General features: G+C 68.8%; 19 protein-coding genes. 1 reads left to right on the plus strand and 18 read right to left on the minus strand.

From position 1 onward, the window contains the following. Positions 1-9 precede the first annotated feature (9 nt). The 4 genes from caldi_RS04885 to caldi_RS04900 form a co-directional block, all read right to left on the minus strand. A complete protein-coding gene (locus tag caldi_RS04885) occupies positions 10-1,158 on the minus strand; it encodes a tyrosine-type recombinase/integrase (RefSeq protein ID WP_264843984.1) in 1,149 nt (382 codons plus the stop codon). 327 nt (positions 1,159-1,485) lie between these two features. Continuing rightward, positions 1,486-1,824 (minus strand): hypothetical protein, encoded by a 339-nt coding sequence (locus caldi_RS04890; protein WP_264843985.1) that lies wholly within the window; start codon positions 1,822-1,824, stop codon positions 1,486-1,488. Then, positions 1,824-2,162, minus strand: coding sequence for a hypothetical protein (locus caldi_RS04895; RefSeq protein ID WP_264843986.1), 339 nt, complete (start codon positions 2,160-2,162; stop codon positions 1,824-1,826). The genes caldi_RS04890 and caldi_RS04895 overlap by 1 nt, the downstream gene beginning before the upstream one ends. Next, complete coding sequence (locus tag caldi_RS04900) at positions 2,159-2,446, minus strand: hypothetical protein (protein WP_264843987.1); 288 nt, start codon at positions 2,444-2,446, stop codon at positions 2,159-2,161. Before caldi_RS04900 ends, caldi_RS04895 begins: the two co-directional genes overlap by 4 nt. 112 nt (positions 2,447-2,558) lie before the next feature. On the opposite strand from caldi_RS04900, the gene caldi_RS04905 reads away from it, so the two are divergent. Further along, the gene (locus tag caldi_RS04905) at positions 2,559-2,726 is read left to right on the plus strand and encodes a hypothetical protein (RefSeq protein ID WP_264843988.1); all 168 of its coding nucleotides are present in this window, start codon (positions 2,559-2,561) and stop codon (positions 2,724-2,726) included. A 962-nt stretch (positions 2,727-3,688) separates the two neighbouring features. On the opposite strand, the gene caldi_RS04910 is transcribed toward caldi_RS04905, so the two are convergent. The 14 genes from caldi_RS04910 to caldi_RS04975 all read right to left on the minus strand — a co-directional run bounded on the left by caldi_RS04910 (position 3,689) and on the right by caldi_RS04975 (position 15,526). Then, a complete protein-coding gene (locus caldi_RS04910; protein ID WP_264843989.1) occupies positions 3,689-6,493 on the minus strand; it encodes a hypothetical protein in 2,805 nt (934 codons plus the stop codon). A 96-nt stretch (positions 6,494-6,589) separates the two neighbouring features. Further along, positions 6,590-8,128, minus strand: a complete 1,539-nt coding sequence (locus tag caldi_RS04915) for a coiled-coil domain-containing protein (RefSeq protein WP_264843990.1) — start codon at positions 8,126-8,128, stop codon at positions 6,590-6,592. 620 nt (positions 8,129-8,748) lie between these two features. Next, positions 8,749-9,033: a hypothetical protein gene (locus caldi_RS04920; protein WP_264843991.1), complete on the minus strand. Its 285-nt coding sequence runs from the start codon at positions 9,031-9,033 to the stop codon at positions 8,749-8,751. Between the two features lie 12 nt (positions 9,034-9,045). Continuing rightward, positions 9,046-9,564 carry a hypothetical protein gene (locus caldi_RS04925; RefSeq protein ID WP_264843992.1) on the minus strand — a complete coding sequence of 173 codons (519 nt, stop codon included), beginning with the start codon at positions 9,562-9,564 and terminating at the stop codon, positions 9,046-9,048. A 148-nt stretch (positions 9,565-9,712) separates the two neighbouring features. Then, entirely contained in the window at positions 9,713-10,117 is a 405-nt protein-coding gene (locus caldi_RS04930; protein ID WP_264843993.1) for a cysteine-rich VLP domain-containing protein, read from the minus strand. After that, complete coding sequence (locus tag caldi_RS04935) at positions 10,080-10,532, minus strand: hypothetical protein (RefSeq protein ID WP_264843994.1); 453 nt, start codon at positions 10,530-10,532, stop codon at positions 10,080-10,082. The genes caldi_RS04930 and caldi_RS04935 overlap by 38 nt, the downstream gene beginning before the upstream one ends. Positions 10,533-10,541: 9 nt before the next feature. Next, positions 10,542-10,889, minus strand: coding sequence for a hypothetical protein (locus caldi_RS04940; protein ID WP_264843995.1), 348 nt, complete (start codon positions 10,887-10,889; stop codon positions 10,542-10,544). A 724-nt stretch (positions 10,890-11,613) separates the two neighbouring features. After that, the gene (locus caldi_RS04945; protein ID WP_264843996.1) at positions 11,614-11,817 is read right to left on the minus strand and encodes a hypothetical protein; all 204 of its coding nucleotides are present in this window, start codon (positions 11,815-11,817) and stop codon (positions 11,614-11,616) included. Further along, complete coding sequence (locus caldi_RS04950) at positions 11,814-12,002, minus strand: hypothetical protein (protein ID WP_264843997.1); 189 nt, start codon at positions 12,000-12,002, stop codon at positions 11,814-11,816. The genes caldi_RS04945 and caldi_RS04950 overlap by 4 nt, the downstream gene beginning before the upstream one ends. A gap of 12 nt (positions 12,003-12,014) precedes the next feature. Further along, positions 12,015-12,290 (minus strand): hypothetical protein, encoded by a 276-nt coding sequence (locus caldi_RS04955; RefSeq protein WP_264843998.1) that lies wholly within the window; start codon positions 12,288-12,290, stop codon positions 12,015-12,017. 193 nt (positions 12,291-12,483) lie between these two features. Continuing rightward, on the minus strand, positions 12,484-13,896 hold the full coding sequence (locus caldi_RS04960) for an AAA family ATPase (RefSeq protein WP_264843999.1): 1,413 nt from the start codon (positions 13,894-13,896) through the stop codon (positions 12,484-12,486). Further along, the gene (locus tag caldi_RS04965; RefSeq protein WP_264844000.1) at positions 13,893-14,609 is read right to left on the minus strand and encodes a hypothetical protein; all 717 of its coding nucleotides are present in this window, start codon (positions 14,607-14,609) and stop codon (positions 13,893-13,895) included. Before caldi_RS04965 ends, caldi_RS04960 begins: the two co-directional genes overlap by 4 nt. Then, the gene (locus caldi_RS04970) at positions 14,602-15,186 is read right to left on the minus strand and encodes a hypothetical protein (RefSeq protein WP_264844001.1); all 585 of its coding nucleotides are present in this window, start codon (positions 15,184-15,186) and stop codon (positions 14,602-14,604) included. Before caldi_RS04970 ends, caldi_RS04965 begins: the two co-directional genes overlap by 8 nt. Then, on the minus strand, positions 15,155-15,526 hold the full coding sequence (locus caldi_RS04975) for a hypothetical protein (RefSeq protein ID WP_264844002.1): 372 nt from the start codon (positions 15,524-15,526) through the stop codon (positions 15,155-15,157). The genes caldi_RS04970 and caldi_RS04975 overlap by 32 nt, the downstream gene beginning before the upstream one ends. Between the last annotated feature and the right edge of the window lie 31 nt (positions 15,527-15,557).

A 15,557-nucleotide genomic window follows, 5' to 3' on the forward strand; every position in this document is an offset into this window, starting at 1 on the left:
GCGAGCGACTCACCGCACCGACCCGGGCTTCCGCCTGGCGAACAGGGCCGCCTCGACCTTCTCCGCCGCCGCCTTCTGCATGCCCGGGGCCAGGTGGCTATACAGGTCGAGCGTCATGCTGATGCTGCTGTGGCCGAGCCGCTCCTGCACAACCTTCGGGTGGACGCCTTCGGCCAGCATGACGCTGGCTGCCGTGTGCCGCCATGCTTTGTGGGAGGAGAGGACCGGTAGCCCCGCGCGCCGCATGAGGGTCTTGAGCCGCTTGTTCACGTTGCTGCGGTCCTCCGGGGAACCGTCCGCCCGGCAGAACACCAGCCCGTGGTCCTGCCAGTTGGGTCCGGCCTGGAGGCGCAGTTCGTTCTGCCGCGCCTTGTGCTCCCGAAGCGCGCGCACCACCTCGGGGCTTAGGTCCACGCGGCGGGCGCTGCTCTTCGTCTTGACCACCTTGAGGTAGACCCGGCGGTTCTCGTCCACGGCCTGGGTGTGCCGGATGGAGATGGTGCCTGTGGTGAAGTCCAAGTCGTCCCACCTTAAGGCGCAAATCTCGCCAACCCGCATCCCGGTTGTGAGCCCCAGGAGCACGGGGATGTAGAGGTCCGTGCCCTCCGCCGCCTCGAGGAGCCGGGCCGCCTGGTCGGGGGTGAGGGCCTGCACCTGGCGCCGCTGCACCCTGGGCAGGTCCGCGCCCGCCGCGGGGTTCGAGGTGATCAGCTTCCACCGCACGGCGGCGGCCATCGCCTGGTTCAGCACGGCGTGCACGATCCGGAGGGTCGCCGGCGCCTTGCCCTGCTCGCGCAGTTCGGCGTAGAAGTCGTTGATCGTCAGCGTGTTGACCTTGGAGAGGGGGAGGTACCCGAGCGCCGGCTTGATGTGCTTGTCGGCCGCCCACCTGTACCGCAGGAGCGTGGTCTTGGAGACCCGCTGCTCCGCCCAGTCCCGGAGCCACCGGTCAAGCAGTTCGCCCACGAGCACCTTGGACGGCTCGACGTAGCCGCCTGCCTCAATTTCCCGAACCCAGTTCCGCAGCTCCGCTTCGGCCTGCTTCTTGGTGAGGCCGTGCACGGTCTTTGCCTTGTACTGGCGCTTGCCGTTCACCTCGCCCAGGTACACCCGCAGGAGCCAGGTCTTTTCTCCCCGCTGGATCAGCTGCCCCCGCATCTTGCCAACCCCCTACCCGAACTCTGGCAATCTGAGCGTATCATAGGCAATGTCCGCACACAAGGACGCACACAACGCGGCACACATGACCCGATAAGCCGCTGTGATAGCGGACTTGCACCGTCAACGCCATTTCGCTAGTGTTCATCGCCAATCATTCAAATCTGGCATACCTCGGGGCAGTTCCATGCCGCTAGCGTATGGAACCTCGCTGGCACCCGCGACAAAGCCCCGGTTGCCCGGGGCCTCGCCTACCGAAACGCCACCCTCGATGTGAAGCCCCCGGGCCAGTGGCCCAGGGGCTCAGCAATCCTGATACCCTTCCGTTCACTTCGCCGCCGCCGTGCCGGCGTCCTCCCCCTCGTACGGGTCGAACATGACGCGGACCACAACCTCCCGCACGGCCTCCAGCCCGGGCAGAGCGCGCCGGTCGCCGTGCTGGTTCTCCAGGTACCATGTGTCGCCGTTGCGCACGAGCCAGCCGAACCGCTCCTCGCCGTCCACGACCGCCAGCACCAGGTTGGCGTCCTGCGGCGGGCGGTACTCGACGGCCTGGCAGAGCAGCGTGTAGCCGGGCTTGATGTCGCCGAACCCTTCGAGCTCGGGGCCGGCGGTGCGGGAGCGCCAACCCTGGTAGTCGTGGGTAGTCAGTGTCTGGTTCGGCATCAGGGATTCGCCTCCTCTGCGTCATCGCCGGCCACGGGGCTCACGACCGTGGCCAGGATATCCTCCGCCCGGACGTACTCCGGATCGGGCAGGCGCCGGTCGATCTCCTTCACCAGCGGGTGCTGTGCCAGCGCCAGCGTAACCCTCGACATCTCGCCCACGAGCCACCGCACGCCGTCAAGCCAGCCGATCACGTAGACGGCGTCTTCGTACATGATCCCCGGGTTCCGCTCCAGCGCCCTGGCCTGCTTCATCGCGTCGTGAATCCGGTTCTCTGCGTGCCTGGTCAGCAGCACGCCGTCCGAGAGCTGCACGCCGTTGACCCGCCGTACGCTCACTTGCCGTCGCCCTCCCCGTAGGTCAGTTCGGTCGCACTCAGCACGTCCTCCGGCAGCGGCCACAGGGCACGGAGCCCGTCCGATGCTTCCCGCATGTGCCGGTTCTCGCCCAGGAGCCGCATGGCGACGTTCTCCAGGTGCAGCGCCGCTCCCATGAGGCCGTCACGGTAGCCCAGCATGTACGCCGCGTGGGCCACCTCCACCGGCCCCGTCGACAGGGCCATGGCCTGCCGCTCCACCTCCTCGATGCGCTCCTTGAACCGGGGGTTGCCAACCAAGATCACCGGCGTCACCTCCTGAGCAACACCATAGCAGGTGTACGTCAATACGTCAATACGTCAGGAGCGTTTGACGCATCGACGTATTGCTGCCATAATCAGGGCGGGTGATGAACGGATGGAGAAGAAGCGCAGTCTCACGCTGCGACTCGAAGAGCGCGTGTATAGGGCCTACCGCGTATGGCTTGCCGAACGCGGGCGCACGGCGCAGGAAGACCTTGAGGAGTGCGTCCTCCGCCGCCTCCAGGACGCCGGCCGCCTGCCGAAGGACGAGCGGCCACGGTAGGGCATTGCCCCTTGCCCCTGTGGCGGCCCTTCTGCGCCCGTTTGGGGCGGGGGCAATACCCTCTGGTGCCCCCCCGCCACGATCCGGGCCTCAGACGGGCCGGTAGGAATGGAAGCCACGGAAGGATGTGGAAGCAGGTGGCCAAATCGGCCACCTGGCGGGGCGTGATTACGCGCGTAATCAGGTGGGGAAATCGCCCGCTTCGCCCGGCGCGATCAATCGCTTTATCGCGGCCCCCGAAACGTCAACGCGCGTTGACGGCCAGCCCGGGGGTGGGTTCAGTTCAGGTGAAGCCAGCACTCCACCCCACCGCCTTGCCGACGAGGTCGCGGGCTTTCTGCCGTTCAGCTTGGTGGAACGGTTCCACCGAGCTGCCTTGCCGTGCTCGCCCGCCCTTCCGTCGCCCTTCGTCCTGCCTCTCCCTCGCCTTCTGCCGCTCCCGCGCCATGAGCTCGCGGGCGAGGGCTGCGCAGAATGCCCCGCCCGCCGTGGGCTCCTTGTAGAGCCCGCCTCCGAAGCGGCCTCCGCGGCGGGTCCGTGCGGAAGCGCGTGCGCCGGTACTTCCGGCTACCCCTGAGTCCAAGTCAGGGGTCTGTGCTGAACGCAGGTCCTTGTTGACGATGGCAACAAGGGCGTCGCCACTACCGACACCCCGCGGGGTCACATCGGTTCCGGCCCCGGCGCGCCGGTGAGTGGAGCGGGACTCCGGTCACGTAGGGGGTGCATACTGTGCACCCCCTCGGCATGGGCGAACGGCCCGTTCACCCCCCGGAGTGCTTAAATTCGGCTCACCCCCCGCGCCGTTTCCGCGGAGCGTGTCCGCGCGCCTCCCCGTACCCCCTATATAGGGGCGCGCTTGGGAACGGGTGTCGGGAACCGCTTCGCGGAACCGGACGCGAAAGCCCCCGGCCTTTCGACCGAAGGGCTTTGGTTGACACCTGTTCGCCCAGTGGCAGGCACAATCAGTTGCTTGCCTTCCTGGTCTTCGACAGCTCCCGCTTCGCGGCCTCGATCAGCTTGTCCGTCCGCGCCAGCCTGGCGGCCTTGGCCCTGGCGCTGCGGATGAGGTAGTCGGTCCTCGCCGTCCCGCCCGGCGCGGGCGACCGCCTCGCGATCTCCTGGAGGGTTGGCCACGGGCGGCCAGAAGCCCGCTGTAGGTCCTGGAGCCGCCGGGCCTCCGCCTCCGCATTCCGCGCCCGGTTGTACTCGGGGTCTGCCGCATAAACCCCTGGCACAAACTGCCGCACCAGAGACGTTGCCCCCGCCGCCTTCTCCCACGGTTCGCCGGTCGCAAGCCGCCACGCGGCCTGCGCGGTCTCGCCCGGGCGGCCGCCGTATGCTCCCAAGGCGAACTTCGCCACGTCTCCCGGTCCCCGGAACGGGCGCTGCGTGCGCGGGTCGACCTGGGTGAACGCGGCGCCGATGGTCTGCGGGATGGGGCCACCGGCCCCGCGGACAGACTCGCCCGGCTGCTCCACAATCGACAGCGCGCTCATCACCGGGTCGATGCTGGCCGGGCCGGCGATCACCGGCAGCCCCATCGCGGTCGTGCCGACGGGCATCCCGTAGCGGAGCCACTCCGGGCGCTCCTCCCGGCCCCGTCGCGAAGCCTGCTCGTAGGCGTTCAGGTAGGCCCGGTACAGGGTCGGGCGGCGCAGGAAGTTGGTCGTGTGGAGCACGAGGTTGTTCCGGTGGAAGACCCAGAAGGGGATGAGGTACTCGCGGATCGTGTTCTCCAGCGCCCCGTAGCTCTCGGGTCGGTAGTCGAATTGCGTTCGGAACACAGCCTGAGCGGCCTGCTGTGGGGTTTCCCCTTTCGCGAGCCGGTCGATGAAGATCGCCAGACGGTTGGCGTCCTCGACGGCCTCGTTCGAGCGGACCACGAACGAGCCGAACCGTTTCGCCGCGGGGAGTTTCCCGACGGCCTGCTGCGCCTCGGTCAGCAGGTTCTCCGTGCCGCGCACGTCCCGGACGATGGACTGTAGCGCCCCCGTCTCCTCGGCGGCCCGGACCACCTCAGCGAAGGTCATCGGCCCGCGCGGGGTCTGGACCACGCCCTGGAGTGGCCTGCGATAGAACCGCTGTGCGGCGATCTTCAGGGCCGGGCCGTAGGCGCTCGGGTCCATGCCCCACATGATGTTGTTCACGAAGCCGCCGATAGCGTTGTTGATCGTGAAGCCGGGGAACCGCCAGAGGGTCGTGGCGCGCTTCCAGAAGCTGTGGAAGTCCCGAACCGCCTTCGCCAGTCTCGCCGCGCCGTCATCGGTCCCGAAGGTGATGACGTACCGGCTCATGGCGTCGAAGATCGGCTTGGGCAGCACCGACGCACCCTCTGGCACAGGGCCGGACTTGATCGGCACGAGCCCTTCCGTGGGGCTGTAACGGGCCGCCACGAACCCTTCCTGTGCCAGTTCCTCCACCGTGCGCCCCGTGGCCGGTCGCCCGAACCGCTGCAGGGCCTGCTTGATGTAATCGTCCAGGACGATACGCTGCTGCGCTGCTGCGGCCCGAACGGCCAGGGGAATGCGGAAGTCCTGACGGTAGGCGGGGACGCTCTCCCCGGCCTCGCGGAGCTTGGCGAGTTCGTCAATCGACAGTTCCGGCTCCACCACGCGGGCCTTCGTGAACGGGTCACGCCCCCGCCACAGGTTCCGGGCGGCGATCCGCAGCTTCTCCGTCAGGGGTCGGCCTTCGACGATGCGCGGGAAGTACGCCTCGCGGGCCTCCAGGGGAATGCCCCGCTTGGCGTACTCCCTGGCGATCTGCTGCGTCAGTTGCCGCCCCTGGATCGCCGCCCTTGCCACCCGTGGTTCGACACCGTACTGCCCGACGAGGAACGCTTCGGCCTTGTCGAGGTCGACCGTCGGGCGGCGGACCGGCACCTTGCCACCGGCCTTGGCCCGCATGGCCTCCAGGCGGCGCTGCACGGCGGTGGGTTGCTTCGTAGGGGCCTCGCCCACGGCGCGGCTCAGGAGCCGATCCAGGGGTTCTGTGGGGCGGAATGTGCGCGGCGTGCTGGCCCGCTGAAGCGCCACGTCCACCGGGGCGGTGGGGTGTTCAGGACCCAACCGTTCCATGAGTCTGCGGGCGGCCTGCTCCTGTTCCGGGGTCAGGCCCTCGCCGATCCTCAGTCCCCGTGCGATACCCTCCTCCGCTGCCCGCTGGCGGGCTAGACGAAGGCCCTGAACCATTTGCCGGGCCTCGGCGGCTTGTTCTCCGCGCTGGACCAAGCGCGCGACCTGCGGCACGCCGCGGACCGTCCGTGAGGCGGCGCCGATGACCTTGCCGGCAACGTCGGGGGTGGCGGCAGCCGCCGCGAAATCGGCCAGCGCCGCCGTCGTCGGATGCCGCTTTGCCCACTCGGGGTACGCCTCGGAAAAGAGGTTGCCGTAGGTCTCGCCGCGCCAGCCGCGCCGGAATCCCTCGCCGAAGGCGCGCCACACCTCGGGGTCGGTCAGGGCCAGTCTCCCCGGCCTCTCGGCCCGCTCCGACGCCGCCATGGCGCTGAAGAGTGCTCGGCGGGGCGTGTCGATGGCCCACAGGCCGCGCCCGACGAAGCTAGCCACCTTCTGCCCGAGCGTCCGTGGGGCGGGCTGTCGGTACGGGTCGGTCAGGTAGCCGGTGATCGTGGGCGGCGTTTCGGCGCGCCGGATCTCCTCTTCGGGCACACCCGCCGCCCGCGCCCGCACCTTCAGGGCCTCGGCCTCGCGCTGGGATTTACGAAGGCGTTCCTCCTCTTGCGTCAGCGCCGGGCCGGCCGTCTCCACGGAGCGGGGCGCGCGGAACGTAACCGTTGGTAGCGCGCCCCGGTTCCTCTCCGCGAGCCTTGCGGCCAGCCATGCGTCGGTCCTGGCCACGCGTCATCACCTCAGCAGTTGCCCGACGGTCGGGCGCGCTGTCCGAGCCACCTGGTCGATCCACCGGAGGACGGCGTGCGGGTCAACGCCAACCGCCTGGAGCGCCTCCCGGTTGTCCCAAACGTCGGACTGCGCCTGGTCGATGGTCTTGGAGCCGTCCTCCAGGTCGGCGGCGAGGTTGCGAATGTAGTCGAGCGTCGCGTCCCCGCCGCTAGAACCGCTACCCCGCGCCCGGCGCTGGGCCTCCTGGCGGCGGATCTCCAGTTCCTTTGCGCGGTAGTCCGTCTCGAGCTGGAGTTCGAGGAGCTTCAGTTCCTGCTCGTACTGCCACTTCTCGTCCTCTTTGGCGTCGCGGTACTGCTCGTAGAGCCGGTCATACTCCTTCAGGCGCCGCTCAATGTCTCGGTCGTACCGCGCCACCGCGTCCTCGTACTGCTGGCGGCGCTGTTTCACCCTCATCTCCATGAACGCCTTGGCGAAGTCGGCCCTGCGCTTCTCGTAGTCGAGGGCCGCCTCGGCCTGGCTCTTCGCCGCCTGGGAGTAGAGGTCGCCGGCGGTCTTGAGCCGCCACTCCCGGATCTGGTTCAGCCGCGTCTCGAGCTTGTCCCGCAGGGCCTGGAGGCGCTGGGCCAGGATCTTTTGCTGGTCCGTCAGTCCCTGCTTGCGGATGCGGTTCTCCAGTTCAAGAAGGATGCCCGACTCGAACAGGCCCCGCCGGTTCAGGTCCTCACGGGTTGCCTGGAGCGTGAGTTCCATCTGCTCCCGGAGGACACGCAGGGCCTCTTCGGTCTGCGGGTCCAGGACGGTCTGCTGCTTCTCGAACTCCTGCCGGATCTCTTGTTCGAGCTGCTTGGCGAGTTCGAGGATCTGCGACGCGGCGGCCGTGAAGTACGCCTGCACGTCGATGGGCTCGTTCTGGATCGCCCGGAACAGGGCCGCGCCTTCCTGCAGGTCGGAGCGGAGTTGTTCGGCCGACTCCGGCTCGTACGGCGCCGGCGGCTCGGGCAGCTCAGGACGCCCGGGCGGCTCCTCCGGCGGTAGGAGCCACGCGGGCGGCTCGGAAGGCGGAGGCTGCGGGGGCTCCTGGGGCGGGGGCTGCGGCTGGGACGCTCCTCCGGCTCCTGTGCGGCCCGTTCCCGCCGATCCTGCCGGGCGCGAAGGCGCCGCCGCTCCCGTCTGCGCCGGGGCCATGCCGCCCGTAGGGGCAGTGGCGGGCCGCTGCGGAAGCCCCTCGGGCCGCCCCGTGGCGATCTGGTTAGCCGCCCGCTCGGCCTCCTGGGCGTAGTTGCCGAGCCGCGCCCGGATCTGGTTCGCCCGCTCGTGAGCCTGCTGCATGGCGGCGGTGTCGCCCCGGGCCTGTGCCTCCATCCAGGCCCGCTTCGCCGCCGCCAGTTCCATGATGGCGTCGTTCACCTCGGCGGGGCGGGCCGCCTCGGCGTAGGGCGTCGTCCGGGGCATGGTCCCGGTGCTGCTGTAGGCGCTCGTCATGACCGCGGAGCGGAACGCCTTCGGCCCCTGCTGGACCGAGCCCAGGATGGTGTTCATTTGCTCGGCCTGCCGCTGAATGTTCGCTTCCCGGTTCAGGAAGTAGTCGAGGCCCGCGGGGAGTTTTGGTGCCTGCGGAGCCTGGGGTAGGCGGACGACGGACGGGACGTAATCCGATCCTTGGGACCCAAGTCGCCGCTGGATCGCCCCAAGCCCAGGGGATTGTGCTTCGGTACGGCGCACGTCACCCATCCCCGCACCTCCGGACGGACGGGAAGGCGCGGGCGCACGAGGAATCTGTGCCAGTCCTTCATTCACCGACGTGCCTACCGGCGTCCGGTCACGACGCGGCGTGGAAGGCGTAGACGGACGGCTCGGTGCAGACGGCGCAGGACGGCTCACGAGCCCTTCCGGCCTGCCGGTCGCCATGCGGTTCGCCTCGGCCTCGTTCGCGCCCATCGCCCGAAGCTGATTCGCACGGGCATGGGCCGCGGCCATAGCGGCGGTGTCGCCGCGCTGGCTGGCGGCGATCCAGTCCTGCTTCGCCTTCGCCAGTTGCTGCGTGAGGGAAGCGGTATTCGGCTTCGGAGCGGGCTTGCTGGCAGCCTGCACGTCGCCCATGCCGGGCTTCTTCTTGGTGCTACCGCCGAACCCTGCTCCCGCTGCGATGGCCATGTGCTCTACCTCCTTCGGATGCGCAACCGGCGCTGCCGGAGCGCCCTGGGCGCCTCGGCGTCGCCGCTGTCCTGCTGAACGTCGTTCTGGTCAGCCTGGTCGGCCGGCGGCTCAGGGTCCGGGAACTGCATGCCGTCCACCTGCCGTGCTGCCTCGAAGAGCGCCTGGGTCGGGCCGGCGCCGGAGTCGAGCAGCCGCGCCACGAGGTCCAGGGCTCCGCGGGCGCCCGTGCGCCACCCGGCACGATACCCCTCGCGGAACGCCTCCATCTGCGCCTTCACCGTGTCCATGGGCGCACCTCCTCAGCGGTCGCCGTACACTGCCCGCCATGCTTCGGCCGTCGCCTCCGCCGCCGACCGCTCGAAGGGGTCGTCCTGCCGCAGCGAGCTACCGGCGGTGCGGGCGCCGCTGTTCGCGGCCTCCCATGCCTTGCGGGCTGCCTCCCGGTGCTGCCGGATGCGGGCCTCGTCCCGCTTGAGCGATGCCCGCCGCTCGGCGTTCTCCTGTTCGATGCGCTTCACGTAAGCCTCGTGCTCTTCCTGAAGGGCCTTCTCCAGGCGGGCCCTGCCGCCCCGGAACGCCTGGTCGAAGTTCTTGGGCCCTGAGCCAGGCGGGCGCCAGTGCAGCTCGTCCTCGGGCCGGGGGGCTGCCTGCTGCTGCGCGACCTTCAGTTGGGCCAGGGTGGTGAAGTCCCGCTCGCGCTGGGCGCGGTTCCACTCCTGCTGCAGGATCGGGTCGTCGCCGTCCTGCCGGGCCGCTTCCACGGCCAGGCGCTGGCGGGCTCGCTTCATGGCCTCGTCCAGCGGGTTCGTGTACCGCATGCCGCTCGTCCTCCTTCGGGGTCTTTTCGGTCGGGCACGTAGGGGTGTAGCGGGGCGCCGTTTTTGTGCATGGGGGCTGTTCTCGAAACTGGCTTCTGTGGCGGGCTTCAGGGTTGGAAGAAAGTGCTAAAGCGTGACATGCAGCCCCTCAGGCGGCGCCCTCGCGCTGCCTTCGCTTTCGCTGTCGGGCCGCTTCGCGCGCGGCGGCCTTCATGCATGCCGGGCAATAGCGCTGCCGGTTCGAGCGGCGGTCGAACGCGGTGCCGCACCTCTCGCACTGGCCCCGCAGGACCGTGATGGCCAGGGCGGCTTCCCGCTCCCGGCGGCTGAGTTGCCGCCCCTCGGCGTCCGCCTTGCGCTCCGCCCAGTACAGCTTCTCGAGCTGCGGGTCGAGGGGTAGGACAGCTTGCTCGAACCACCTGCACCTGGGCAGCCGGCCCTCCGGCGGGGCGAAGTACCGGCACGGCGCGTCGGCCGGCAGGCAGCGGTCAGGGCCGGAAAAGTTGGCGCACACCTCAGCGACCAGGCCCTTCACCGTCCGGGTCCGCACCATCCCCGTCCACCTCCTCGGCCAGGATGTAGGCCGTGCTCCGTAGCACTTGCTGCAGCCACCGGGCTGCCGCCACCGGGTGCAGGCCGGCCTTCTTTGCTGCGGCCCGCACCGGAAGCGTGGGCGCCGTCCAGAACGTGAGCCGCACGAGGCGCTGCACCTCATCGGGGAGCCCGCGGACGAGGCTCCAGGTCCGGAGCGCCACCCGGCGCCGCTGGCCCTCGGCCAGCAGTCGGGCCGCCGCCCGGTGCGTCGGGTCCGGTACGCTACCCCTGTCCCGGCGCGGGCTCACCACGATGCCCTTCGCGTGCCGGTAGGCCGCCCATTCGGCCAACTCGTCCTGCTCCCGCAGCAGGTCGGGCAGGTCCCGCAGGAACGCCGCCGCCTCGTCAAGCCACGTGCTGGCGGGCAGGGCCATGGGCGCACCTCACCAAGTCCTCGGCCGGCCGTAGGCGATGAACCCGACGTTCGCCACGGCCGACAGGTCGGTGCCCGCGGCGACTTCGACCGCCGGGCCGGCTGCAGCGGCGGGGTAGTCGAACCGCAGCACCTTGACCTTCTTCGCAGCGCGGTCGTACTCGAACAGGTACCCAGCCCGCTGCTCGAAGAGGACCACGTGCACTTCGGTGAGGTCATCCCCGAAGTCGAGCGGGTAGCCGCCGGTGGGGTAGCTGTTGTCGAGGGTCAGGAGACCGGCGATGTGCGGCACCTCGGCCTGCGTGCCCTGCCAGCGGCCAGTACGCCATTCCTCAGTCCGCACAATCTGAATCGCCATGGTGGCACCTCCGCTCATGTGTTCGCTTGGGTCCAGCATAGCAGCTATGCCATTGACTGGGAAGCGCGGTGTGAAGGCGGCGGTCGCGCGTCCCTACCCATAAGGGTGAGGGCGGCGCGCGGGGACCCCAGGAGTCCCAGGAACCAGCACGGGGCACCAGCCGGGGCGAATACTTCGCATAACGTTGCGAAGTTGGCCTCGTGCCTACGGCGATGCGGGATGCGCGGCGCGCAGGCGAGCATGGGCACGGCCCGCACACAGCACCGGCGACCAACCGCAGATTCATGGCGCACGCCTGAGCCCGCTTCACAGGCCGTGTCCAGGGTGGCGGTGTGCGGGTTGTGTGCGGACGGGCTGCCTGCGTGTGACTGCTTGACTGGACATTTGAGGGTCGCGCCGCGCGCTTAGAACCATGCGGTGTCCAAATGGTGTTCAGGAACCGTTCAGGAACGCCAGCCATCCCTTGGTACCTCATGCCGTCCAGCCTGCGGGTCGGCCGGGCGGCCCCGGCTCCCTGCCGCCCCCGCGCGAGCCCGTGTCGCATGTGCGGAAAGCCCACACCCCGCCGCCTCCCACTTCCCGACACGAACCTCTTCCAGCCCGCTTGCATGGCGGTTTGCACGCCTCTCACGCCTCCGTCCAGAGCCGAATAATCGTCAGCAGATAGGTGCTTCATGTGCGTGTAGATCCGAACAATATGCGCGCGATGCGTGGTGAATGTACGTCAGAAGCTGAGGAACTCTTGCCCATTCACGAGCACGGTCGTGCGCACCGCGCCCCCGCACCGCGGGCACGGCTTCGCCTTGCGGCCCGGGTGGCGGGTTTTGGCCGCTTGGGCGTAGACGAAAGGTATCTCGTCGCCCACGTGGAGTTCCTCCGCGGTCCAGTGGCATTTCTGGCAACGGCGCTTCACGGTCGTCGCGATCATGCCGCGCCGCCTCCCTCGCGAATCGGCCGGGAGATGATCTCCACGTCCCGGCTCTTGCACACCGGGCACCGCTTCAGCCGCTCCGCGAGCTGCCGCTGCCGGCGCTCGGCCATGCGGCCCGGGGGCACCAGTTCCAGACGTGCAGTAAGGCCGCAGGTGTGGCAGAGCTGGACGAGTTCGAGCACCGAGAGCACCTCCTAACGTCCGCTGGGGCGAGAGTTTGCCAGCGCCGTCCACGCGGCCAGGGTTTCGTCGTCGGGCTCGTCCGGCGCCACCTCGAGACGCCAGAGGCCACCCGGTCCGCGCCAGAGTCCGTTGCCGACCGCCTGGAACCTTGCGGGCTTGCCCTTGGCCCCCCGGGCCGTGAGGTCGCCACCTCTTGCTTCGTCCGCCAGGAGCGCCCCAGCGGGCGCCTGTTGCCCGGGCCTGAAGGCGTAGAGGACGTTGCCGGGTTTGATTTGTGCTTGAACCATAGCGGCGAGACCTCCAATCGAAAGACATCTCTGTCAGTTCCATTTCGGGGTGGAACCAAAGGAGGCCGGTGGAACCTGTTCGCGCCGCTTCGGGAGCCGGTTTCAGGTTGGTTCCACGTTCCGCCCCCCCCTTATAAGGGGGGCGGTAACGTGGAACCTGAAACCCGGCGTTCCATGGAACCGACATGGAACCTCAATGGAACCTGGAACTGACGGAATCTTTGCCACGGTCAGTCAGTCTGAACCTCTTTCGCTTCAGGTCCTTCGTCACGTAACCCGTGGCCTCCAGGTCCCGAAGAATCCGACTCAGCGTCGCCTTCGGAGTCTTGGTCGTCTCCTCGAGCTGCGACCACGAGACGCCGTCGCCGTGGTCGAGGTCGTAGATGGTGTCGATGACCTTCTGCTGGTTTGGCTTCAGGTGGCCAGACTCCAGCGCCTCGATCCGCTCCCGGTGGGTCTCGAACCGCACCACGCAACTCGTCTGCCCGTCCGGCAGGTTCACGACCTCAAGCTTCAGCGGAAGCGGGTCGAAACGCGCGCCGTAGCGCATGGCATCGCAGGAGAGGGTCAAAGAGCCGCTGTCATCCACCAGCACGAACATGCCGTCCACGGCGCCACGGAGGGCCGTGCTGCCGCGTTCCTGCTGGCCGGCCTTGTTCGTATGGTGCAGCACGAGCACGGCGGCGCCGGTTTCGGCACGGATGCGGTCCAGGGCCTGCACGGCCTCGCCCACGTCCTTGGCGCTGTTCTCGTCCCCGGCGGGCAGGCACCGGGCGAGGGTGTCGAAGATGATCAGCGCCGGCGGTTCCGGCATTGTGGCCGTGTACTGAAGGAACCCGTCCACGTCGGCCTGCGACAGCAGGTTGACCGGCCGCAGCACGAACGTGACGGCATCATCTGGCACCGGGACGCCGCGGTGCTGTTCTAGCCATGCCCGGATGCGGTTGCTGAGGTCGCCCTGACCTTCGGCGAGCACATACACCACGCGCCCCTTCCGGGTGGCGTGCCCCATCCAGACGACTCCGGAGGCCACGTGGAGCGCCAGATCCAGGGCAAGGAAGGACTTGCCGGTCTTTGGCTGGCTGTATAGCACCGACAGGCTACCCCGCACCGCCACGCCCTCGATGAGCCAGTCCGGCGCCGGCATGTCCAGCACGTCGCGGATGCTCAACCCGGCGAACTTCGTGGGCTCCCGTGGACGCTCCCCAACCTGCTCGCGCCTCTCCGCGCGCGCCCTCTCCAGGCGTGTGCGCCAGCCGGGTTCGAGCACGTCCCGAAGGTCGGCGAAGTTCTTCCCCTGGCAACCGTTGTGGTGGCACCCCGCCGAGATGTGACCGTCGGGCCACTGGATGACGAAGGCGCTGCGGTTCGTATGAGCCGGATTCCAGGGGCAGGGGTTTAGGATGTACTTGGTGGCGCCGTTCCCGTAGGGACCTTCGGCGACGATTGGAGCGCCGTGTTGGCGCAACCACCACCCGACATCATCGATCCAAAGCGGCCCCAGGTCCTGCCTTCTGGCCGGCCGCTCCGGCGCTTTCTCGGGCGGCGCCAGGGCCAAGAGCTGGTCCATCATCTCCAGCGTGACGATGCCATCCTCAAGGCTCATGCGGCTCGCTCCTTGGCCAAGTAAGGAGGCACGTACAGAATCCGGCTCAGCCGGTGCGGGCGCTCCGGTGTGCTGTCGCCCTTGCGGGACGTGGTTCCGTAAAGTTTCCAGATGCGCGCCGCGTTGGCGACACTCGTGTCGATGGACACCATCCGGTCGGAGAACTGCGAGGCGAGAGTCTTGAGGACGCGCTCAACCGTCTGCCGGGCGTCGTCGTTGTTTGGAAGGTCGATGCGGTAGAGCAGGTGCGCGCCGTTCCCCGAGTCGGCCATGACCGGTTCGGGCCATCCGAGCCCCGCAAGGTGATCGAAGATCCTCGCCTGGGCCTGAAGGGCCAGGTCGTGCTCCAGGTCGGTGGACGAGACGCCGGACGGGCGCACCGGGTCCAGGTCGATTGGCAGCCAGCGCCTGCGGAGGATGTCCTGGTCCGATGTGGACGACTCGCCTTGCTGAACGGGCACGCGCAGCCGGTTGGCGGCCCGGGCGAGCACGTCAGGGCGGACGGGGTTTAAGGTGACGTATACCCCCCGGCTCCGCCCGTCCCACTCGGCCGCTGCCTGGACCAGATCTTCGAGATGGTCGTAATCGTAGTAGCCGGAAAGGGTTCCGACGCGGCCACGGGCATACTCGGCGCCCACGATGCGCAGCTCCGTGACCCCGCCGGGCTCGACCAGGATGTGCAGCGCCCGGCGGATCTCCGCCGGGTCAGCCATCGCGGGTCGCCCCTTTCGCCAGGCGGTCGATTAGCTCCGACGCCTCGGCCCGATTGGAGGGGGGCGAGCCGGCGTACCCAAGGCGGTACAAGTAGGCAAGCTGCCGCTCGGTTGGCGGCTGATGGGCCATCCACTCCCGGCGGTAACGCTCCGCGCGTTGTACCTTCACCTGCTCACGAACGCCGGCAGGCAGTGACGCCCAGGAAATCGCCCACGATGCGAAGCGCCGCGCCTCCTCGGGGTGGGCCTCGATCACGTCCCGGATCTCGACCAAGGCGTCCAGGTCGCGCCCACCCCAGTACATGGCCTCTCGGATCCGCTGGTCTAGGTCTTGTCGGACGTGCGCCAGCAAGGCGTCGGACGAGACGAGGCGAAGATTTCGGGCGGGCACTGTGAACAGGTTGACGACGCGACTCCGGCGCTCCGTGGCGAACCGGGAGAGGAATTGATCCCGGAACTTGCTGGTAGCCGAGCCATCGTGTAGAGTAAGCACGAGAGCCACCTCACGCGAGAAGCGCCAGCCGCCCCAACGGCGGGCGCCTGTCTCAGAACGGGATATCGTCTTCCTCCTCAGCACCGGATGCGGCCGCGTCCCAGTCGAAGTTGCCGCCTTCGGTAACCACCGTGTAGGCCTGGTACGAAGCCCCGTTACGGCCTGTCTGCTTGCCCAGGTACTTGATCCCGATCTTCTGCCCAACCTGTGGCCGCCGGCGGGCCAGTTCACGCCGCAGCACGGCGTGGCTGGCCCATACGGCCACGAGCGGGCCGCCGTCGTCAGGCCGTACCGTGACGACCGGGACTGCCCCGTAGCGCGTCGCGAGGGTCTCGATCCGCACCACGACGCCGACCAACACGCCGCCGGGTTCCGGCCGCCAGCTCTCGGGTTGGGGCTGGTTCAGGAGTTCCCGCAGGTCCATTGAAGTGCCGCTCCTTTCATACCCCGCCGCG

This window comes from Caldinitratiruptor microaerophilus (assembly GCF_025999835.1).
Taxonomy (GTDB): domain Bacteria; phylum Bacillota; class Sulfobacillia; order Symbiobacteriales; family ZC4RG38; genus Caldinitratiruptor; species Caldinitratiruptor microaerophilus.